Annotated in this window: 19 protein-coding genes and 1 riboswitch; of the genes, 13 read left to right on the top strand and 6 right to left on the bottom strand. The window is 33.3% G+C overall.

The window, feature by feature from the left end:
* The 6 genes from purL to purD all read left to right on the top strand — a co-directional run.
* The coding region (gene purL / locus CD036_RS05610) for a phosphoribosylformylglycinamidine synthase subunit PurL (protein ID WP_258027390.1) at window positions 1-1,892 on the top strand (1,892 nt) is incomplete at its 5' end.
* Window positions 1,871-3,358, top strand: coding sequence for an amidophosphoribosyltransferase (gene purF / locus CD036_RS05615; protein WP_103388147.1), 1,488 nt, complete (start codon window positions 1,871-1,873; stop codon window positions 3,356-3,358). The genes purL and purF, both read left to right, overlap by 22 nt.
* Window positions 3,351-4,385: a phosphoribosylformylglycinamidine cyclo-ligase gene (gene purM / locus CD036_RS05620; protein ID WP_103388148.1), complete on the top strand. Its 1,035-nt coding sequence runs from the start codon at window positions 3,351-3,353 to the stop codon at window positions 4,383-4,385. The genes purF and purM overlap by 8 nt, the downstream gene beginning before the upstream one ends.
* Entirely contained in the window at window positions 4,382-4,948 is a 567-nt protein-coding gene (gene purN / locus CD036_RS05625) for a phosphoribosylglycinamide formyltransferase (protein ID WP_002510860.1), read from the top strand. Before purM ends, purN begins: the two co-directional genes overlap by 4 nt.
* Before the next feature lie 14 nt (window positions 4,949-4,962).
* The gene (gene purH / locus CD036_RS05630; RefSeq protein ID WP_103388149.1) at window positions 4,963-6,441 is read left to right on the top strand and encodes a bifunctional phosphoribosylaminoimidazolecarboxamide formyltransferase/IMP cyclohydrolase; all 1,479 of its coding nucleotides are present in this window, start codon (window positions 4,963-4,965) and stop codon (window positions 6,439-6,441) included.
* A gap of 20 nt (window positions 6,442-6,461) precedes the next feature.
* Complete coding sequence (purD, locus tag CD036_RS05635) at window positions 6,462-7,700, top strand: phosphoribosylamine--glycine ligase (RefSeq protein WP_021459048.1); 1,239 nt, start codon at window positions 6,462-6,464, stop codon at window positions 7,698-7,700.
* A gap of 173 nt (window positions 7,701-7,873) precedes the next feature.
* On the opposite strand, the gene CD036_RS05640 is transcribed toward purD, so the two are convergent.
* The 4 genes from CD036_RS05640 to graF form a co-directional block, all read right to left on the bottom strand.
* Window positions 7,874-8,680, bottom strand: coding sequence for an energy-coupling factor transporter transmembrane component T family protein (locus tag CD036_RS05640; protein ID WP_002510857.1), 807 nt, complete (start codon window positions 8,678-8,680; stop codon window positions 7,874-7,876).
* A complete protein-coding gene (locus tag CD036_RS05645) occupies window positions 8,673-10,079 on the bottom strand; it encodes an ABC transporter ATP-binding protein (RefSeq protein WP_103388150.1) in 1,407 nt (468 codons plus the stop codon). The genes CD036_RS05640 and CD036_RS05645 overlap by 8 nt, the downstream gene beginning before the upstream one ends.
* A 12-nt stretch (window positions 10,080-10,091) precedes the next feature.
* Window positions 10,092-10,667 (bottom strand): ECF transporter S component, encoded by a 576-nt coding sequence (locus CD036_RS05650; RefSeq protein ID WP_002510855.1) that lies wholly within the window; start codon window positions 10,665-10,667, stop codon window positions 10,092-10,094.
* 85 nt (window positions 10,668-10,752) lie between these two features.
* Window positions 10,753-10,855: riboswitch (TPP riboswitch) on the bottom strand.
* A gap of 103 nt (window positions 10,856-10,958) precedes the next feature.
* Window positions 10,959-11,093, bottom strand: a complete 135-nt coding sequence (graF, locus tag CD036_RS13220; protein WP_021459046.1) for a glycopeptide resistance-associated protein GraF — start codon at window positions 11,091-11,093, stop codon at window positions 10,959-10,961.
* A gap of 272 nt (window positions 11,094-11,365) precedes the next feature.
* Here graF and auxA point away from each other — a divergent pair, with 272 nt between their 5' ends.
* Window positions 11,366-12,667 carry a lipoteichoic acid stability factor AuxA gene (gene auxA / locus CD036_RS05655; RefSeq protein WP_103388151.1) on the top strand — a complete coding sequence of 434 codons (1,302 nt, stop codon included), beginning with the start codon at window positions 11,366-11,368 and terminating at the stop codon, window positions 12,665-12,667.
* 290 nt (window positions 12,668-12,957) lie between these two features.
* Here the strand turns inward: auxA and CD036_RS05660 are convergent, their stop codons facing one another.
* The gene (locus tag CD036_RS05660; protein ID WP_021459045.1) at window positions 12,958-13,896 is read right to left on the bottom strand and encodes a bile acid:sodium symporter family protein; all 939 of its coding nucleotides are present in this window, start codon (window positions 13,894-13,896) and stop codon (window positions 12,958-12,960) included.
* 321 nt (window positions 13,897-14,217) lie between these two features.
* Between CD036_RS05660 and CD036_RS05665 the strand changes: the two genes are divergently transcribed.
* The 4 genes from CD036_RS05665 (at window position 14,218) to ptsP (ending at window position 18,150) form a co-directional block, all read left to right on the top strand.
* Window positions 14,218-15,387 (top strand): class I SAM-dependent rRNA methyltransferase, encoded by a 1,170-nt coding sequence (locus CD036_RS05665; RefSeq protein ID WP_002510850.1) that lies wholly within the window; start codon window positions 14,218-14,220, stop codon window positions 15,385-15,387.
* Between the two features lie 60 nt (window positions 15,388-15,447).
* A complete protein-coding gene (locus CD036_RS05670) occupies window positions 15,448-15,990 on the top strand; it encodes a hypothetical protein (protein WP_002510849.1) in 543 nt (180 codons plus the stop codon).
* Between the two features lie 176 nt (window positions 15,991-16,166).
* Window positions 16,167-16,433, top strand: a complete 267-nt coding sequence (locus CD036_RS05675; protein WP_002510848.1) for a phosphocarrier protein HPr — start codon at window positions 16,167-16,169, stop codon at window positions 16,431-16,433.
* A gap of 1 nt (window position 16,434) precedes the next feature.
* Window positions 16,435-18,150, top strand: a complete 1,716-nt coding sequence (gene ptsP, locus CD036_RS05680; protein ID WP_002510847.1) for a phosphoenolpyruvate--protein phosphotransferase — start codon at window positions 16,435-16,437, stop codon at window positions 18,148-18,150.
* 49 nt (window positions 18,151-18,199) lie between these two features.
* Here the strand turns inward: ptsP and CD036_RS05685 are convergent, their stop codons facing one another.
* Window positions 18,200-18,436: a glutaredoxin family protein gene (locus CD036_RS05685; RefSeq protein WP_002510846.1), complete on the bottom strand. Its 237-nt coding sequence runs from the start codon at window positions 18,434-18,436 to the stop codon at window positions 18,200-18,202.
* Between the two features lie 199 nt (window positions 18,437-18,635).
* On the opposite strand from CD036_RS05685, the gene CD036_RS05690 reads away from it, so the two are divergent.
* Window positions 18,636-19,988 (top strand): cytochrome ubiquinol oxidase subunit I, encoded by a 1,353-nt coding sequence (locus tag CD036_RS05690; protein WP_002510845.1) that lies wholly within the window; start codon window positions 18,636-18,638, stop codon window positions 19,986-19,988.
* Window positions 19,988-21,004 (top strand): cytochrome d ubiquinol oxidase subunit II, encoded by a 1,017-nt coding sequence (locus CD036_RS05695; RefSeq protein WP_103388152.1) that lies wholly within the window; start codon window positions 19,988-19,990, stop codon window positions 21,002-21,004. The genes CD036_RS05690 and CD036_RS05695 overlap by 1 nt, the downstream gene beginning before the upstream one ends.
* Window positions 21,005-21,020 lie beyond the last annotated feature (16 nt).

The following is a 21,020-nucleotide window of genomic DNA, read 5'->3' on the forward strand; positions in this document are numbered from 1 at the left end:
ACAATCATCCTTCTGCTGTAGAGCCATATCAAGGTGCAGCGACAGGTGTAGGTGGCATAATTAGAGATATTGTGTCTATAGGTGCACGCCCAATTAATTTATTAAATAGTTTACGTTTTGGAGAATTGACTGAAAAACAAAACCGTCGACTATTACGCGGTGTCGTAGCTGGTATTGGAGGCTATGGTAACTGTATTGGTATACCTACAACAGCAGGTGAAATTGAATTTGATAATCGTTATGACGGCAATCCATTAGTTAATGCGATGTGTGTAGGTATTATCGATCATGATATGGTTCAAAAAGGAACTGCTAAAGGTATCGGAAATTCAGTTATTTATGTTGGTTTAAAGACTGGGAGAGATGGTATTCATGGAGCGACTTTTGCATCTGAAGAATTGAGTGAAGATAGTGAAAGTAAAAGACCATCAGTGCAAATTGGTGATCCGTTTGTCGGCAAAAAACTAATGGAAGCAACGTTAGAGGCTATCACATTTGATGAATTAGTTGGTATCCAAGATATGGGTGCGGCTGGTTTAACATCATCTTCTTCTGAAATGGCAGCAAAAGGTGGCAATGGCTTACACTTACGTTTAGAACAAGTACCAACAAGAGAACAAGGTATTTCACCATATGAAATGATGTTGTCAGAAACACAAGAGCGTATGTTATTAGTCGTTGAAAAAGGTACAGAACAAAAATTCTTAGATTTATTCGACAAACATGAATTAGATAGTGCAGTTATTGGTGAAGTGACTGACACAGATCGTTTTGTATTAACTTATGAAGATGAAGTGTATGCTGATATTCCGGTAGAACCACTTGCTGATGAAGCACCAGTATATATTTTAGAAGGTGAACATATAGACTATAATACGAGCACAAATGACTACAGTGATATAGATGTAGATGAAGTATTTAATAAATTAATTGCACACCCAACAATTGCATCAAAACACTATTTATATGAACAGTACGATCAACAAGTTGGTGCTAATACAATTGTGAAACCAGGATTACAAGCTTCAGTTGTACGTGTTGAAGGTACTTCTAAAGCGATTGCTTCTACTATTGATGGAGAAGCACGTTACGTATTTAATCAGCCTTATGAAGGTGGCAAAATGGTTGTAGCTGAAGCATATCGTAATTTAATTGCTGTAGGTGCAACGCCATTAGCAATGACGGATTGTTTAAATTATGGTTCGCCTGAGAAAAAAGAAATCTATCAACAATTAATTGATTCAACTAAAGGTATGGCAGAAGCGTGTGAAATTTTGCAAACTCCGGTTGTTTCAGGAAATGTGTCACTATATAACGAAACAAAAGGGACTTCCATTTTCCCAACTCCTGTAGTAGGAATGGTGGGATTAATTGAAGATATTGACTATCTAAATGACTTTACACCTAAAGCAGGACAAGCAATATATGTTGTTGGTGATACAGGTAATGACTTTGGCGGAAGTCAGATCGAGAAATTAATTTATAATGAGGTAAATCATGAATCTGAAGTCATTGATTTATCTGAAGAGGTAGCTAAAGGCGAAGAGATAAAACAATTCATAAGAACAGGCCAGGCAGCTCATGTACAAACAGTTGGTAAAGGTGGCTTAGCTATAACGTTAGCTAAAATCAGTGCGCATTATAATTTAGGTATTGCTGCTCAAATAGCATTAACAGAGAGTCAATTATTTAGCGAAACACAAGGTCGTTATATTGTTGTTGCTAAAGAAGGTGCAGAAATCAACCTAACTAATGCAGTAAAAATAGGTCATTTAACAGAAGATGAGACATTTGAAGTGACTACCGATAAAGTTACAATTCAACGCAAAGTGTCTGAGCTCAAGGCACAATGGGAAGGAGCAATCTCTCAATGTATGACATCCACGGATTAAATGAAGAATGCGGACTTTTTGGCATTTGGAACCATACTGAATCAGCGCATTTAACATATATGGGATTACAAAGCTTACAACACCGAGGACAAGAAGGTGCAGGTATCGTTTGTTCAAATGGACAAAACTTAATTGGTGAACGTGGATTAGGATTACTCACTGAAGCTTTATCACAACAAGATTTAGCGACATTTCAAGGATATCAGCATGCTATTGGTCATGTACGTTATGCGACTTCTGGTAATAAAGGTATCGAAAACATTCAACCATTTTTATATCATTTTTATGATATGAGCGTTGGTGTTTGTCATAACGGTAATTTAATTAATGCTCAAAGTTTAAGAAAAGAATTGGAACAACAAGGCGCAATTTTCCACTCATCGTCTGATACTGAGGTTATTATGCATTTAATTAGACGAAGTAAACAACCTACTTTTGAAAGTGCATTAACTGAAAGTCTGTGTACGATTAAAGGTGGTTTCACATTTGCGTTACTTACAAAAGATGCATTATATGGTGCGGTAGATCCAAATGCAATTCGACCATTGGTTGTTGGAAAATTACAAACTGGTGAATATGTCATTGCAAGTGAAACATGTGCTATTGATGTTTTAGGTGGAGAATTTGTTCGTGATATTCATGCTGGTGAGTATGTAGTGATTAATGATGATGGTATTAGAGTCGAATCTTATACTACAGAAACAACAACAGCAATTTCAGCTATGGAATATATTTATTTTGCACGCCCAGATTCAACAATTGCAGGAAAAAACGTTCATGCTGTACGTAAAATGTCAGGTAAACGTTTAGCTGAAGAAAGTCCAGTAGAGGACGCTGATATGGTAATAGGAGTACCTAATTCCTCATTGTCGGCGGCTACTGGTTATGCTGAAGCTATGAATTTACCATATGAAATGGGATTAATTAAAAATCAATATGTTGCACGTACGTTTATTCAACCGACACAAGAGTTACGTGAACAAGGTGTACGCGTGAAATTATCGGCAGTAAAAGATATTGTTCACGGTAAAAATATAGTTATGGTTGATGATTCAATAGTAAGAGGTACGACATCTAAACGAATTGTACGTTTATTAAAAGATGCAGGGGCAAAATCTGTCCATGTCAGAATAGCTTCTCCAGAATTTATGTTCCCAAGTTTTTATGGTATTGATGTGTCGACAACTGCTGAATTAATTTCCGCTAATAAATCGCCAGAAGAAATTAAAGACTATATTGAAGCAGAATCATTAGCTTATTTATCGGTTGACGGCCTTATAGAATCAATCGGTATCGATGAGGATGTACCATATCATGGCTTATGTGTTGAAAGTTTTACTGGTGATTATCCAGCTGGATTATATGATTACGAAGAACGTTATTTTGCAAGTTTGAGTGAACGACAAAAGGCATTTTTAGCACAAAATACACAATACTTTGATAAGGCGGGGAATCAATATGTCTAATGCATATCAACAAGCTGGAGTAGATATCCATGCAGGTTACGAAGCGGTAGAGCGTATTTCTAGTCATGTGAAAAGAACGATGAGAAAAGAAGTACTAGGTGGATTAGGTGGGTTTGGAGCCACTTTTGATTTATCTCAACTTAATATGAAAGCTCCGTTGCTTGTATCTGGAACTGATGGTGTAGGTACAAAACTTAAATTGGCCATAGATTATAATAAGCACGACACGATCGGTATTGACGCAGTAGCGATGTGTGTGAATGATATTTTGACGACAGGTGCAGAACCGTTATATTTTTTAGATTATATTGCAACTAATAAAGTCGTTCCTGAAGTCATCGAACAAATTGTAAAAGGTGTAAGTGATGGTTGCGAAGAAACACATACCGCACTAATTGGTGGAGAAACTGCTGAAATGGGTGAAATGTATCATGAAGGAGAATATGATTTAGCCGGTTTTGCAGTTGGAGCTGTTGAAAAAGATGATTATATAGATGGATCAAACGTGCAACCCGGACAAGTTATTATAGGTTTAGCATCAAGTGGCATTCATTCCAATGGTTATAGTTTAGTCCGTCAATTGATAGCTAAAGCTAATGTTCAAATGACGGATAAGTTTACAGCTGATGAATCATATTTAGAAACATTATTAAAACCAACACGACTATACGTAAATCCAGTATTAGAGGTAATTAAAAAGTATACAGTACACGCGATGACACATATAACAGGCGGTGGTTTTTATGAAAATATTCCGCGTGCACTTCCAGAAGGTGTTACTGCCAATATTGATGTGACAACATTCCCTACGCCTAAGATTTTTGACTGGTTACAAGAGCAAGGTGAGATTAGTACTGAAGAAATGTATAACATTTTTAATATGGGTATTGGCTTTACACTTGTAGTAGATGCAGCAAATAGTAAAGCGATAATTGAACACATTAAACGACATAATATTGAAGCATTCGAAATTGGTACGATTACATCAGGTGATGAACCAATTCAATTAACGGGGGTTAAAGCGTGACTAAAGTAGCAATATTTGCGTCAGGTTCTGGAAGTAATTTTGAGAATATTATGAGCAAAATTCATCAAGGTCAATTAGAACATATCGAAGTAACAGCGCTATATACGGATCAAGTTAGTGCATATTGTATTGAACGTGCGAGAGATTTTAACTTGGATGTGCATATTAATGAACTCAAAAATTTTGACTCTAAAGCTGATTATGAACGTAAAATTTTAGAATGGTTAACTGCTGAAAAAGTTGAATGGATTATTCTAGCAGGTTATATGAAATTAATTGGTACTGAAATGTTAAATGCATATAATGGAAGAATTTTAAATATCCATCCTTCATTGTTGCCAAAATATAAAGGTAAGGATGCAGTAGGGCAAGCACTTGCCAGTGAGGATGATATTACTGGAACAACAGTACATTATGTTGATAGTGGTATGGATACTGGGGAAATTATAGAGCAACGTCAGTGTCCAATTTATCCTACTGATTCAAAAGAAGAATTAGAAGAGCGCATCAAAAAATTAGAACATGAGCTTTATCCAAAAGTCATTGCAGATATTATTCAATAAGAGGTGTAGATAACATGAAAAAAGCAGTATTAAGTGTTTCTAACAAAAGAGGCATTGTAGAATTCGCACAATCATTAACAGAATTAGATTATGAATTATATTCAACTGGCGGTACTATGAAAGCTATTCAAGAAGCGGGTGTAGCTGTAAAATCTATTTCCGAATTGACACAATTCGATGAAATTATGGATGGTCGAGTGAAAACATTACATCCAGCGGTACACGGTGGTATTTTAGCTGATCGTGATAAACCAGAACATTTAACACAGTTAAAAGAACAAGATATCGATTTAATTGATATGGTAGTAGTCAATCTGTATCCTTTTAAAGAAACTGTGGCTAACCCTGATGTGACTGAAGCAGATGCAATTGAAAACATTGATATAGGTGGGCCAACAATGTTGCGAGCAGCTGCCAAAAACTTTAAACATGTAACGACGATTGTACATCCTTCTGATTATAATGAAGTTATTGAACGTTTAAAAAATGACAATTTGGATGCCGCATATCGCAAGTCCTTAATGGTTAAAGTTTTTGAACATACAAATGAGTATGATGCAGCTATTGTAGAATTCTTTAATCAAAGTAAAGAAACGCTACGATATGGTGAAAACCCTCAACAGTCTGCACATTTTGTACGTACATCGAATGCTAAGCAAACACTTGGAGGCGCTAAACAATTACACGGGAAGCAATTAAGTTATAACAATATAAAAGATGCAGATGCAGCACTTGCATTAGTTAAAGAATTTCAGCAACCTACAGCAGTAGCTGTTAAACATATGAATCCATGTGGTGTGGGTATTGGTAATACAATTGACGAAGCATTTCAACATACTTTTGAAGCAGATAGTCAATCCATTTTTGGTGGCATTGTCGCTTTAAATCATACTGTGGGCGAATCATTAGCAACAAAATTACATGAAATTTTCTTGGAAGTTGTAATTGCGCCTAAATTTACAGATGAAGCATTATCGATTTTAAGTCAAAAAAAGAATATCCGTTTATTAGAAATTGATATGACGTTAGATAAAAATGAACAAGAAGTCGTATCTGTATCTGGTGGTTATTTAGTTCAAGACAAAGACAATGTGGCAATTAAGCGTGAAGATATAACAGTAGTAACTAATGAGACACCTACGGAAGCACAGTGGGAAGCAATGTTATTAGGCTGGAAAGTTGTTGCATCTGTTAAAAGTAATGCAGTAATTTTAAGTAATGCGAAACAAACTGTCGGTATCGGTGCTGGACAGATGAATCGTGTGGGCTCGGCTCAAATTGCTATTGAGCGCGCAATCGAAATTAATGATGATGTCGTTATGGTTTCAGATGGCTTTTTCCCAATGGATGATACAGTAGAACTCGCTGCACAACATGGTATTAAGGCAATAATTCAACCTGGTGGTTCGATTAAAGACCAAGCCTCAATCGATATGGCTAATAAACATGGTATTGCTATGGTGACAACAGGCGTGCGTCACTTTAAACATTAATATACAGGGGGACACCACAAATGAATGTACTTGTTATTGGTACAGGAGGTAGGGAGCATGCAATTGCTCATAAATTGAAGCAATCTGATTTAGTAAAACATATCTTTGCTATTCCAGGCAATGATGCAATGACAAATATAGCTGAGGTGCATACTGAAATTGCTGAAACAGCGCATAATGAAATTGTGGCATTTGCTAAAGCGCACGACATCGAGTGGACTATTATTGGACCTGAACAACCATTGACTGAAGGTCTTGCTGATCAATTACGTCAAGAAAATATTAAAGTGTTTGGTCCAAGTAAAGCAGCAGCACAAATTGAAGGTTCGAAACTTTTTGCTAAACAAATAATGGAAAGACACAATATTCCTACGGCAACTTATAAGGAAATCGACACTAAAACACAAGCGCTAGAATATATTAAGCAGTGTGACTATCCTATAGTGTTGAAAAAAGATGGTTTAGCAGCAGGAAAAGGGGTCATTATTGCTGAAAACATAGAGCAGGCTCAAAGTGGAGTAGAAACGCTTTATCCCGAAGAGCAGGGCTTAGTAGTTTTTGAAACGTTTTTAGAAGGTGAAGAATTTTCATTGATGACTTTTGTTAATGGCGATTATGCTGTACCTTTTGACTGTATTGCTCAAGATCATAAGCGAGCTTTTGATAATGACCAGGGACCGAATACTGGAGGTATGGGTGCGTATTGTCCTGTACCACATATTGGTGCTGACATTTTGCAACAAACGAATGAAACAATTGCACAACCAATAGCTAAAGCTTTGCATGATGAAGGTTATCCTTTCTTTGGCGTATTATATATTGGTGCTATTATTACGGCAGATGGTCCAAAAGTGATTGAATTTAATGCTCGTTTTGGTGATCCGGAAGCGCAAGTATTATTGGCGAGAATGGACAGCGATTTAATGCAACATATTGTTGAGTTAGAGCAAAAGGCGCCGATTGAATTTAAATGGAAAGACAATGCTGTAGTTGGTGTGATGCTTGCTTCTAAAGGCTACCCAGGTAGCTATGAAAAAGGCCAATTAGTATCTGGATTTGATTTAGATGGCACATACTTTGTGAGTGGATTGAAGCTGCAGCAGGAACAGTATGTTACAAGTGGTGGTCGTGTTATCTTGGCATTAGGCGAAGGCGTGTCTATAGATAAAGCGAAAGAACAAGCGTATCAAGCAGTAAAACGAATTAACAGTGATGCTTTGTTTTATCGTCAAGATATAAGTAATAAAGCACTGAGATAATACGTTTAGTAGTTTTTTAATTTTAGTCATTAAATGTGGTAAAGGTATAGAGCTCATTATAATTAGGACTCATTCATTTTAGATGAATGGGTCCTTTTGGTTTTAGATATTAGTAAAATTAAATGCTGCTGTTACTTGCTAATTTAAACTGGTATCAATGTTCGAATGGTCGGTTAATAAATATTAGAAATTCTCACATCATGAATACCAGTAATAGGGAAAAAGTGAGCACCTAGCATAGCTAATACTATACATAGTATTACAACTACAAAAGTTAAAATATCTTTATATGAAAAGGTCGTATGATAATAATACGTTCTTGGACCACTTCGAAATCCTTTCTTTTCCATAGCTACAGATAATTGATGTGCTTTTCTAATATTTTGACTGAGTAATGGTATCAATAAATGTTTAATTCTATTAATACCTCGGTAGTTTTTAGCTGGTATCATTTGATAACGCATTTTTAGTGAACGTTGCAATTGAATTAATGAGCTTATCATTAATGGAACCATTCGAAATGCCGCCATAAAGGCATATGCAACTTTAGGTTTTACTTTCAAATGTTGCATTAAACTATAAAATATCATCACAATTTGTGAAGTAAAAGCTATCAATATACCAAATAGTGAAACTGTTAATGTTCTAAGCATCAAATGTAAACCACGAATTAAACTTTCGCTACTTATTTGAATAAAACCGAATTTGAATAATACATGAGTGCCATCACCATAAAAAATCATGAATAGGGCAGATATCAGGCTGAAGAACAGAGTAAACATAACAAATATTAAGGTGATATATAGACGTACACCATTACATATTAGTAGGAATATAAGCATGAATATTGCCAAATATAACATCAAATCAAATTGATGCACAAAAATGACACAGAAAAATAGTAATACGGCAATGATTAATTTAGTAATGATATTCACATCATCCATAAAAGTATGGCGGACTTTCCATAATTCAAACATGGGTTTCACCTGACAATTCTATAAGTTGTTGTTGCTCTATATGTAATCGTCTTGTAGCATAACGATTAATAATTTCAGCATCATGAGTCACCATGATAACAGTTTGACCTTCAGTGACACGTTGTTGAAATAATGAGATGAGATTAAATGTATTGTGACTATCTAAACCAAATGTCGGCTCATCTAACAATATAATATCAGCTTCAGCACTCAAGGCTGTAGCAACACTTAAGCGACGTTTTTGACCCATCGATAATTCGTAAGGATGTTGTGTCATAACATGTTCCAGACTGAGCGTTTGCAATAATTCCTTTGTTTTACGTTTAGCATTTGCATTATCAGATTTATTGAACTGAAGCAGCACTTCATCGTATACCGAATTAGTAATAAATTGTAGTTCAGGATTTTGGTAGACTAAATAACTATATTGGGCCATGTTTTTGATTTTTTTAATACGTTTATCGTTAATATACATGTCGCCATGATATTTGATTAATTGCATAATGGACTCTAACAGAGAAGTTTTTCCGCTACCATTTGGCCCGGTAATAGTTATGAATTCACTAGGTTTAATTGACATTTTATCAATTGTTATTAATGTTTTAGCACCACGCTTAATTTCACCATTGATAAAAGTGAACAACTCTTGTTGTACAGTATCATTATTACTCAATATAGCTTTAGGGGCATGTGACCAAGCATTAGGATGCCAAACACCATATTCAGTCAATAAATCTTCATATTGTTGTAGCATCATCTGCGGTGGTGCATCTGCAATAATTTTGCCTTCATAATTGAAGAGTAAAACACGATCGATATGTTCCCATATATGAGCAACCTTATGTTCTACAATTAATACGGTTTTATCTTGCCATAAAGCTTTAATTTTAGTCCATAATTCCTGAGTTGCTGATTCATCTAACATTGCAGTAGGTTCATCCAGAAAGAGCGTTTGTGCATTTTGTAACAGTGTTTCAGCGATAGCTAATTTTTGTTTCATTCCACCACTGAGTTGACTTATAAACTGATGTGGATTGACATGCAAATCTACAGCTTTGAGCGCACTTGAAATTTTAGCATCCATTTCAGCTCTTGGGACTTGTTGGTTTTCTAAAATAAACGCCAGTTCTTCATGTACTTTTGGCATGCAAAATTGACTATCAGGATCTTGAAAAATGACACCGCTATGAGTATCAATTTCTAGCTGGTCGTATTTCATCGGTAATTCAATCAAATCAGGTACAATGCCACTTAATACATTTAAAAGCGTACTTTTTCCTGAACCAGAAGGTCCTAATAATAGTACTTTTTCACCTGTTTTAATATTGATATCTAGACCATCGAAAATTTTATGGTCAGTGTTTGGATATTTTAAACGTAAATTTTTAGCAGTTAACACGTATAGTACTCCTTATAAATTGTCATAATCTTTTTGTGAAGAAGGGCGAAATAATCTTGTAACACCTGTCTGGTCTAATGCTTTGACGATAATATATGACAATAATCCAGCTACTATGATACCGCTAATCAATCTAAAACCAATGTATAAAGCAAGATTCCAACTTGCGATTTCAGCTAAATAGCCATAAGCAAAATCTAAAGGTAATGTTACTATTGCAGCTAATAATCCTGCTAACATCGCAACCATAGCAGTACGTGATTTATATTTGAAAATTGCAAAGATAATTTCACAAGCTAATCCTTGTAGTAATGCATAAATCATTGTCGCAATATCAAAGCGACCCATGACGATTGTTTCACCTGCACCAGCAGCAAACTCAGCTAATAGTGCAATGCCTGCCTTTGGAATAATCAAATAAGCTACTATTGCTGCCATAAACCAAGCACCATAAGTTAACTCTTCGATGTGTAAACCTGAAACCTGTACAGCTTTGTAAACAAAGTTCCATATGTTGTAAATCAATGCGAATACAACTGCAATTAAGACAGTCACTAAAATTTCTGACAGTTTTAAACCTTTTGACATTTAATATTCCTCCAAAAAAACGCACAACCTCTCTAGAAGGTTGCGCGTGTAAGATTGGGCAGAACTATACTGTACTATCGTCAAAAAGTATAATTTAGCACTTTCCTACGCTAGCTTTCATCTAGATCAGGTTCAAAGGGTTTGAGGGTATACCTCATCTCAGTCACAAAACACCCCTAGTGCGAATATTAATATTTATTTTATACTTAATGTATGACTTTTACTACAGTATGTCAAGCACATTTTCTATATACAGTTAATATCACAATTTCAGTAACAATTAAAATGTTGTTAGTCAAAAATATCTTGTATGTTTTTCTTTGTTTCCTCAGAATTCTCTTGATTCTGCTCTTTTTGTTCTTTTAATTCATCTTCAACTTCTTTAGCTTTCTCTGCTGCTTTTTTATTTACGTCGTCTTTAGTCATAATACTACACTCCTTATAGTAAACTAATAGAAAAAGATGTTACACATAACTTTTACCTCGTAAAAAATATTTAAAACAATTTGATGTCATTGTTATTGCAAATTAATGTAAAAATAAGTTATTGTTAAATAATCCGAAAAATGAGTTTGAATTTTGTTGAACTGTGGAAATTTGTTTATGATACAGTTTTATATCATACTCGAGACTTATTTAATGAGTTTAATAAAGACAAGAACAAGATGTTCATATATAATGACTTTGAGGTGAATGGTATGTCGTTTCTAAAAAAACACGCCGAAATATTATATAGTTATGTTATCGGCATAGTTTCACTTTTTATGGGGATAATTATACTCATCAATTTACCATTAATAGAGAAATTAAATGGTAAAGGTAAAGTAGAATTACATATCCATAATGTGTGGGATTTTTTCAACGCTTTTTTTAGTGAAATTATAAGAGTAGTTAGTAATTATATAGGCAATTTCCCAATTATAAGTGCGATTGTAATTATCCTATTTGGCTTATTAGTAATTGGGTTAGGGTGGACGTTGTATCGTACAACTCAGTATGATTATGATATTTCGATTTTCTTTTTAGTAGTAGGAATATTATATTTTTTAATAACACTCGTTTTAATGACGCAAGTATATAGCTTTTTTGCAATTTTATTTATTTTCCCTTTTATAATTCATATTGGTTATATCGTATATAAAGATGAATTATATACACACAATAGAAAATATCATTATTTATGGATTATTTTTAGTTATGGGATAGTATATTTGCTAACGCAATTAGTGCTATATAGCAGAATTGAAAGTGATGAAATTTTAACAATTGATATATTAAGTATTAACGTATTCTTCTTAATTATGTGGTTGCTTGGACAAATGTCTATTTGGAATTTCTTATTCTTAAGAAGAGCTTTACCTTTAACTAAGCAAGAACTTGGTGAGGAAGAGCCTGAGCTTTCTAGAACAAGTAAAGATTCTATGTCTAACCAAACTAAAATTCATTGGAAAAATATTCAAGATCGTACGACAGAGTTCACACGCAAAACACGTCGTAGTGTAGATATGGAAAAAATACGTAATAAAAAAGATAAATTTGTGAAGAAATGGAAAGACATCATCGATATTCAAGAGGACGATGTACCAAATTGGATGAAAAAGCCTAAATGGCTAAAAACAGTTTATGTAGAATTGTTCTGCGGTGCATTCCTTTTATTCTTTACACTTATCGAATTTAATAATAGAAATAGTTTGTTTGTGTCAGGTGATTGGGAAATCTCACAAACACAATATGTAATAGAATGGATTACCTTGTTACTGTTAATGTTAATTATGATAGCGTATATTCTTACAACATTGACTAATTATTTAAGAAATAAATTCTATTATATTCAGTTATTTATGATTAGTATTTTATTCTTCAAGTTATTAACTGAATTCGCCAATATTATGGTGCATGGTTTACTATTATCTATTTTTATCACGCCATTATTATTCTTAATGTTGATTGCAGTAACAGTTGCATTCGTCATCAAATTGCGTGAACGTAAACAAGAATAAATAAAATAACTATACTTGAAAGATAGCTTCAAAACATAAACAAGCCTTAGGCAACAGTTCGCCTAAGGCTTGTTTTATTTATCGTTATTGGATGATTTTATTAAATAACAGTGGTTTCCATTAGCCACATCGTCATTTTTAAATATTAATAACAGTAAAAATTAGCTTGGAATAGTACTAGCCGAAGACTACAGGCTGAGGCAATGCGTGCGTATAGCGTGCACAAAAACTGCTAACAATGTGTCTACTTTCATTGCCATATTGTCCTATAACATTGCTAAATCAACAAACTAAATATACTGTTTTTGATATTTATCTAAGACTTTTGCGAATAAAGAAGCTAAAACTTGTTGGAAAAGCATACAAAATACAACAGGCATGGCAACTTTTTTAGGGAAATACGTTACAGCAATTATTATGCCGATTGGTATGTTTCTCATGCCTCCAATCAGTACTAACGTTGTAGTGATTATAGTATTTTTGAAAAGTATGTGGCTTAGTATTAAGGCTAGAGCATATCCTATTGCTGCTAAGAAGAAAACCATTAATATAATGGCTAATAAATTCCAAGTGAAATTTGTAACATATGGAGTTACGGCGCTACTATTAATAATTACTATTGCGAAAAAGCTTAATTTTGAAAATGGTGCTAAAGTAACATTAAGTTTAGATGATTTGTTTTTTAAAAATTCATTTACTAATATTCCGAATATTGAGGGAATAACAATCATTAAAATTAAACCTTTTAGGATTGAAATAGTATCTATATTTATGGATTCTCCAACTAGTACATAAAGTAAGGTAGGTAAAATGATGGGTGCTAGTAGAGTGTCAATCAAGATGATTGAGAGACCTAATGGAAAATCTCCTTTGCATATATTAATCCAAATAATACTTGTAACGCCTGTAGGGATAGCTACAGATATTACAAAACCTATTGTAAGTAAATGATCGTTAAAAACTGTTTGAGTTAAAAAATATGCCCAAACAGGCATGAGGATATGTAAAAAAGCGATACTAAAAAGAATAATAAATGGGTGTTTGATAAACACTTTGATATCTTTAAATCTCATAGTTAGACTTCCAGCAAAAGTCATAAAAGCAAATAGCCAAGGAACTACAAAAAGTAACTGTTCTCCAATGAAATGAAAAAGAATGCCAATTACAACACAAAAAGGAGTCAGTATGGGCATCAGTTTTTGTAGTTTTTTATTAATTATATCTACCATAGTATATTTATCCCCCTTTGCTATACACTTATAGTATTAGGAAATTCATTTAGAAATAGCAATCATTTCAAATTCTCTCTTTTATCAATAGATTTATTTTAACATACAATATTAGCAGTAATTTGGGTAGACTCTTGCGGGAACAGCACTCGCCGCAAATTACATGGTGAGGCAGTGCCCGCGGAAAGCGAGCACAAAAACTGCTAATAAAAAGGGGGATTTGGCGATAGTTTTTAATTTTTTGCTATATCTACTTTAATTACCATGCTAAAATAGTAACTGCTAAATTAAATAATAATAGTAGGAAGGTTGGCATCACATATGAAAACTGCCACTTTAAATAAAGGCAAGGAAACTAAGTATAAAAATCAATATCCTTTAATTGATGAAGAAGATATATACAATCACGACCATTTGAAAGAAGGAGATTTGTTTTATTTAGTCACTGAACAAGGCACATACATTGCTACATGTTATGTAGGAAGACAGCATAAAGGACTTGGATGGGTATTATCTTATGACCAACAACAAAATATTGATATTGCATTTTTTGAAAAGCTATTTACACTCGCTAAAGAAGATAGAACTTACTTTTATAATTTAGAAGGTACGAATGCATTTAGATTATTTAATAGTGAAGGTGACGGTGTAGGTGGACTTACTATAGATAATTATAATGGCCATTTATTAATACAGTGGTACTCTAAAGGTATTTATAAATTTAAATATTTAATCTTACAAGCGATACAAAATGTATTTCAATACACATCAATTTTTGAAAAAATGAGATTTAAAGATACTGATTTCGAGGGTGGCTTTGTAACTGGAGAAGCGCCTGAATTTCCAATCGTTATAGAAGAAAACTTCGCATTTTATAATGTTAATTTAAATGATGGACTAATGACGGGTATCTTTTTAGATCAAAAAGAAGTACGTAAGAAATTACGTGATCAATTTGCGTCAAATAACAAGGTGTTGAATTTATTTAGTTATACTGGAGCATTTTCAGTTATATCAGCACCAATTGCCGAACAAACTACAAGTGTCGATTTAGCCAATCGTTCCCGTAGTTTAACTGAAGAGAACTTCGGCTTAAATAGCATTGATCCGAAATCACAATATATTTACGTAATGGATACATTTGATTTTTATAGTTATGCCGAACGTCATCAATTGTTATACGATACGATTGTTATCGATCCACCAAGCTTTGCACGTAATAAAAAGAAAACATTTTCTGTAATGAAAGATTATGACAAGTTAATTGATGGCGCTTTAAATATTCTAGCACCACAAGGTACATTACTATTATGTACCAATAATAGTGCATATTCATTAAAATCCTTTAAAAATACTGTTAAAAAGACATTAGAAGATGCTGATGTGGATTATGACATTGTAGAAGTTATGGGCTTACCTAAAGACTTTAAAACACATCCACATTACAAGCCATCTAAATATTTAAAAGCAATTTTTGTACAAGTTAAATAAAATCAGTGAAAATAGGGTAATTATGTTATTGAATGCAATATATTTGAGGAGTGAATTAAAGTGAGCATAAAAAACAAAATTACGAATAATTTAACTAATAAAGTCGGAAATAAAGTTTTAGATATTGAAGAAATTAAACAAAAAAGTAATATACCAACAACGCAACAAGAAATAGCAGATAGACGTGATCGTGCTATGGCTTTAGTCAGAAAAAAATCATTATTATCTTCTGGAGCTAGTGTGGTACCAATTCCTGGATTAGGGTTTAGTGTAGATTTAAAACTCATGAAAGATATTATAGAAGATGTGAATAAGATTTATGGTTTAGATCATAAGCAAGTAAATTCGATGGGTGACGATATAAAAGAACGTATTTATACCACTGCAGCAATTCAAGGAAGTCAATTTGTTGGCAAAAAAGTGTCTAATGCGATATTAAAAGTAGTGATTAGAGATGTTGCTAAACGAACTGCAGCGAAACAAACAAAATGGTTCCCTATAGTTGGACAAGCTATTTCTGCTTCAATAAGTTATTATTTAATGAAGAAAATCGGTGACGATCATATTGAAAAATGTGAAAAGGTTGCCCAATCTTTAGTCTAAAAAATAAATAAAATTGCAGCGTTTTCACAAATTGGCTAAAATATCCCTAGATATTATCATATCTAGGGATTAACGAATTGAATTTATAAATATAATTTGGTAATGTAAATATATAAAACTTTGTTAGGTTTTATAATAAACTAACGATTCTAACTATACGAAGGAGATATCATATTATGGAACAAAATTCATATGTAATTATTGACGAAACGGGGATTCATGCACGCCCAGCAACAATGCTTGTTCAAACAGCATCAAAATTTGATTCAGATATTCAATTAGAATACAACGGTAAAAAAGTTAACTTGAAATCTATTATGGGTGTTATGAGCTTAGGTGTAGGTAAAGATGCAGAGATCACTATCTATGCTGACGGTAGCGATGAAACTGATGCAATTACAGCAATCACTGAAGTGTTATCAAAAGAAGGATTAACTAAATAATATGCCAAACTATATTAAAGGTATCGCTGCATCAGATGGTGTAGCTATTGCGAGAGCATACTTATTAGTTGAACCTGATTTATCATTTGATAACAATAAAGTGTCAGATGTAAATGCAGAAGTCGAAAAGTTTCAAAATGCTATCAATACATCCAAAATCGAATTAACTAAAATTAGAAATAATGCTGAGCAAAATCTTGGTGCTGATAAAGCAGCGATTTTTGATGCACATTTATTAGTATTAGATGATCCAGAGTTAATTCAACCAATAGAAGAAAAAATTAATAATGAACAAGTTAACGCACCAACAGCTTTAACTGAAGTAACGGATCAGTTCATTACTATCTTTGATTCGATGGATAATGAATACATGAAAGAGCGTGCAGCTGATATTCGTGACGTAAGAAAGCGTGTACTAGCTAATCTTTTAGGCGTAGAATTACCCAATCCTAGTATGATCGATGAAAGCGTTGTTATAATTGGTAATGATTTGACACCATCTGATACAGCGCAGTTAAACAAAGAATTTGTACAAGGATTTGTAACAAACATTGGGGGAAGAACGTCACATTCAGCAATTATGAGCCGTTCTTTAGAAATCCCTGCTGTTGTTGGTTCAAAAACAATAACAGACGAAGTAAACCAAGGTGATATGGTTATTGTAGACGGTTTAACTGGGGAAGTAATTGTTGATCCTACAAGTGATGAAGTGATCGCTTATGAAAATAAACGTGAACGTTTCTTTGAAGATAAAAAAGAATTACAAAAATTGCGTGATGAAGAAACGGTTACTGTAGATGGTGTCCATGCAGAATTAGCTGCAAATATTGGTACGCCAAATGATCTTTCTGGTGTAATAGAAAATGGTGCGGAAGGTATTGGTTTATATCGTACTGAATTTTTATACATGGGTAGAGATCAGTTACCTACAGAAGATGAACAATTTGAAGCATATAAAGAAGTTATCCAATCAATGGATGGTAAACGTGTCGTAGTACGTACATTAGATATAGGTGGAGATAAAGAACTACCATATTTAGATTTACCTGATGAAATGAATCCATTCTTAGGCTATCGTGCTATCAGATTATGTTTAGATCAACCTGAAATTTTCAGACCACAATTGCGTGCTTTGCTACGTGCATCTGTTTACGGTAAATTAAATATTATGTTCCCAATGGTTGCTACAATTCAAGAATTCCGTGATGCTAAAGCAATCTTATTAGAAGAGAAAGAGAATTTAACAAATGAAGGTGTAGATGTTTCAGATGATATTGAAATCGGTATCATGGTCGAAATTCCTTCAACAGCAGCTTTAGCAGATGTTTTTGCTAAAGAAGTTGATTTCTTCAGTATTGGAACAAATGATTTAATACAATATACTATGGCAGCAGATAGAATGTCTGAACGTGTGTCATACTTGTACCAACCTTACAATCCTGCTATTTTACGTTTAGTAAAACAAGTGATTGAAGCTTCTCATAAAGAGAATAAATGGACAGGTATGTGCGGTGAAATGGCTGGAGACGAAACTGCTATTCCAATTTTATTAGGTTTAGGCTTAGATGAATTTTCTATGAGTGCGTCTTCTGTATTAAAAGCACGTAGACAAATTAAAGGTTTAAGTAAAAATGAAATGAACGAATTAGCTGAACGTGCCATTGATTGTGCAACAACAGAAGAAGTTGAAGCATTAGTACGTGAATATTCGAAATAACAAAAAAGTTTATTAAGCGATTATCGCTTAATAAACTTTTTTTGTATTTTTAAGAATTTAGAGATAAAGTATTATTTATTTTATCCATGTCGATTTGATACATTGGTTCATTATCTAATAAAATAAAAGGAGTTGCGAACGCATCATAATCCATCATTTCATGTTTATATTGACTATTTTGATTGATATTTTTTTCGATATAACTAATGTTATGCTCGGATAAATAATTTTTAATAAACGTACATGGTGGACATTCATGTTGTGTATAAATTATAATTTCAGTCAAAGCTCTACATCCTTTCCACAAGTATTTAGTTCATAATATATAGATGATACTAGAAAAATTCAACTTTGTGAATGGTCTGTGACAAGTCATTAATTTGTCACTATTATTTTCATTCTAAAATATTTCATCTTTTTAGCACGCGCGATATAATAAATAGACGTTGTGATTTTACTCACAAATATAATTAAAAGGTGATGTTATGGATTCAGTAGAATTAGCTAGATTTCTGACTGGTATGACTCTAGCAGTACACATAATATTTGCAACTATTGGCGTAGGTATGCCACTTATGTTTGCAATAGCAGAATTTTTAGGAATTAAAAATAAGGATCCTCATTACATGACATTAGCTAAACGGTGGTCAAAAGGATATACAATTACCGTAGCAGTTGGTGTTGTGACAGGTACAATTATAGGATTACAATTATCATTGTTATGGCCTACATTTATGCAAATAGGTGGCCATGTTATTGCATTACCGCTCTTTTTAGAAACGTTCGCATTCTTTTTTGAAGCAATATTTCTTAGTATATATTTATACACTTGGAAAAGATTTAAAAATAGATGGCTACATTTTCTTTTAAGTATTCCTGTTATTATTGGTGGTTCATTCTCTGCGTTATTTATAACGTCAGTAAACTCATTTATGAATACACCGGCAGGATTCGATATGAAAGACGGGAAAATGGTCAATGTTGAACCATTAGCAGCTATGTTCAACCCGTCATTTTTAGTACGTTCTTTTCATGTTGTAGCTACAGCACTCATGACTATGGCGTTCATTTTAGCAGCTATAGCAGCTTACAAAATATTAAAAAATAAATTTAAAAAAGATACAACATATCATGTTAAAGCATTAAAATTAACTATGGTGTTAGGGTTAGTATTTACTTTAGGATCTATGTTAGCTGGTGATTTATCTGCTAAATTCTTACATCAAGAGCAACCTGAAAAATTAGCAGCTTATGAATGGCATTTTGATTCGGAATCCAATGCAGATTTAGTCTTATTTGGTACTCTGGATGAAGAGACTCAAGAAGTGTCAGGGGCTATTAAAGTGCCTGGTATTTTAAGCTTTTTAGCCGATAACAGTTTTGATACTGAAGTAAAAGGCTTAAATGATTTTTCAAAATCAGTGACACCGCCGTTAATTGTACATTACTTCTTTGATATTATGGTCTTTTTAGGCGTTTTCTGTTTTGTAGTTTCTGGTATTTACGTGACGATGTTGTGTATTAAAAAATTAAGAAAATATCTTCATGTTAAACCGATGCTTTTTGGTATTTTACTAACAGGACCTGGTGCAATGTTAGCGATTGAGTCAGGTTGGTTCTTAACAGAGATGGGCAGACAGCCATGGATTTTAAGAGGCTATCTAAAAGTTGAACAAGCGGCAACTCAAGCGGGTGGACTGACTTTAGTTACCATTTTATTCGCAATTTTATACTTTGTCTTATTGGTAACAACTTCATATGTACTAATCAGAATGTTTAAAGAGAAGCCCGCGTATCAAGAATTTGAAGCTATTGCTAATGAAAGAGGTGAGAAATAATGGTATTTGCACATATTGGAATAATCGTTTTATGGCTATTCTTATTTTGTTATATTATTATTGCCTCTATAGATTTTGGTGCAGGTTTCTTTGCTTTACACGCTAAGATTACTAAACAAGATAAAAAAATTAATCATTTGATTTCACGATATTTAAATCCGGTATGGGAAGTAACAAATGTCTTCTTTGTGTTTTTCTTCGTAGGCATTGTAGGGTTCTTCCCAGATTCTGCCAAATACTTTGGTACAGTTTTACTCATTCCTGCATCTATTGCGTTAATTTTAATGACTATACGCGGTAGTTTCTATGCGTTTGAAAACTATGGCCAAGACTCTAAATTGCAATGGCTAGCTTTATATGGATTAACTGGCTTGTTTATTCCAGCATCATTGGCAACTGCATTAACCATTTCAGAAGGTGGTTTTGTGATTCAGAAAGGAAATCAGATTGATTTAGATTGGGTAGAGTTATTATTAAGTCCATTTTCATGGTCAGTAGTATTTTTAGCTGTTATCTCAGTGTTATATATTTCATCTGGTTTCTTAACGTTTTATGCACATAAAGCAAAAGATAGCAAAGCTTATCAGTTATTAAGGTATTGGTTTTTATTCTGGGGTCCACCAATGCTCGCTATATCACTCTTCGTCTTTTTATCATTAAGAGTGCAAAATGAAGGGCATTTTGTAACAGCAGTTACTGATTATTGGTGGATGTTCTTACTAAGTTTAATTTGTTTTACTGTCGCTATGCTGTTTACGTTACAAAAAAAATGGCATGGTTGGGCATTCATATTAGTCATTTTCCAAATGGGATTCGCTTTCTTTGGATACGGTATTAGTAAATTACCTTATTTATTATACCCAATGGTCAAACTTGATCATGCAGTTGTAAATGATAATATGGCAATAGCATTAACCATTTCATTTATTTTAGGTTTACTTTTACTCATACCATCGTTAATATTATTATTGAAATTGTTTGTTTTTGATAAGGAATATGTAGAAGGTAAAAAATAAACAATAAAATTGTTTC

The organism is Staphylococcus arlettae, assembly GCF_002902345.1.
Taxonomy (GTDB): Bacteria; Bacillota; Bacilli; order Staphylococcales; family Staphylococcaceae; genus Staphylococcus; species Staphylococcus arlettae.

Excerpts from the sequence above, each read along its gene's own strand:
- ptsP (WP_002510847.1), top strand. The coding sequence starts at position 16,435 with ATGCCAAACTATATTAAAGGTATCGCTGCATCAGATGGTGTAGCTATT.
- auxA (WP_103388151.1), top strand. The coding sequence starts at position 11,366 with ATGTCGTTTCTAAAAAAACACGCCGAAATATTATATAGTTATGTTATC.
- purM (WP_103388148.1), top strand. The coding sequence starts at position 3,351 with ATGTCTAATGCATATCAACAAGCTGGAGTAGATATCCATGCAGGTTAC.
- CD036_RS05640 (WP_002510857.1), bottom strand. The coding sequence starts at position 8,680 with ATGTTTGAATTATGGAAAGTCCGCCATACTTTTATGGATGATGTGAAT.
- graF (WP_021459046.1), bottom strand. The coding sequence starts at position 11,093 with ATGACTAAAGACGACGTAAATAAAAAAGCAGCAGAGAAAGCTAAAGAA.
- purD (WP_021459048.1), top strand. The coding sequence starts at position 6,462 with ATGAATGTACTTGTTATTGGTACAGGAGGTAGGGAGCATGCAATTGCT.
- purF (WP_103388147.1), top strand. The coding sequence starts at position 1,871 with ATGTATGACATCCACGGATTAAATGAAGAATGCGGACTTTTTGGCATT.
- purH (WP_103388149.1), top strand. The coding sequence starts at position 4,963 with ATGAAAAAAGCAGTATTAAGTGTTTCTAACAAAAGAGGCATTGTAGAA.
- CD036_RS05650 (WP_002510855.1), bottom strand. The coding sequence starts at position 10,667 with ATGTCAAAAGGTTTAAAACTGTCAGAAATTTTAGTGACTGTCTTAATT.
- CD036_RS05675 (WP_002510848.1), top strand. The coding sequence starts at position 16,167 with ATGGAACAAAATTCATATGTAATTATTGACGAAACGGGGATTCATGCA.
- CD036_RS05690 (WP_002510845.1), top strand. The coding sequence starts at position 18,636 with ATGGATTCAGTAGAATTAGCTAGATTTCTGACTGGTATGACTCTAGCA.
- CD036_RS05665 (WP_002510850.1), top strand. The coding sequence starts at position 14,218 with ATGAAAACTGCCACTTTAAATAAAGGCAAGGAAACTAAGTATAAAAAT.
- CD036_RS05660 (WP_021459045.1), bottom strand. The coding sequence starts at position 13,896 with ATGGTAGATATAATTAATAAAAAACTACAAAAACTGATGCCCATACTG.
- CD036_RS05695 (WP_103388152.1), top strand. The coding sequence starts at position 19,988 with ATGGTATTTGCACATATTGGAATAATCGTTTTATGGCTATTCTTATTT.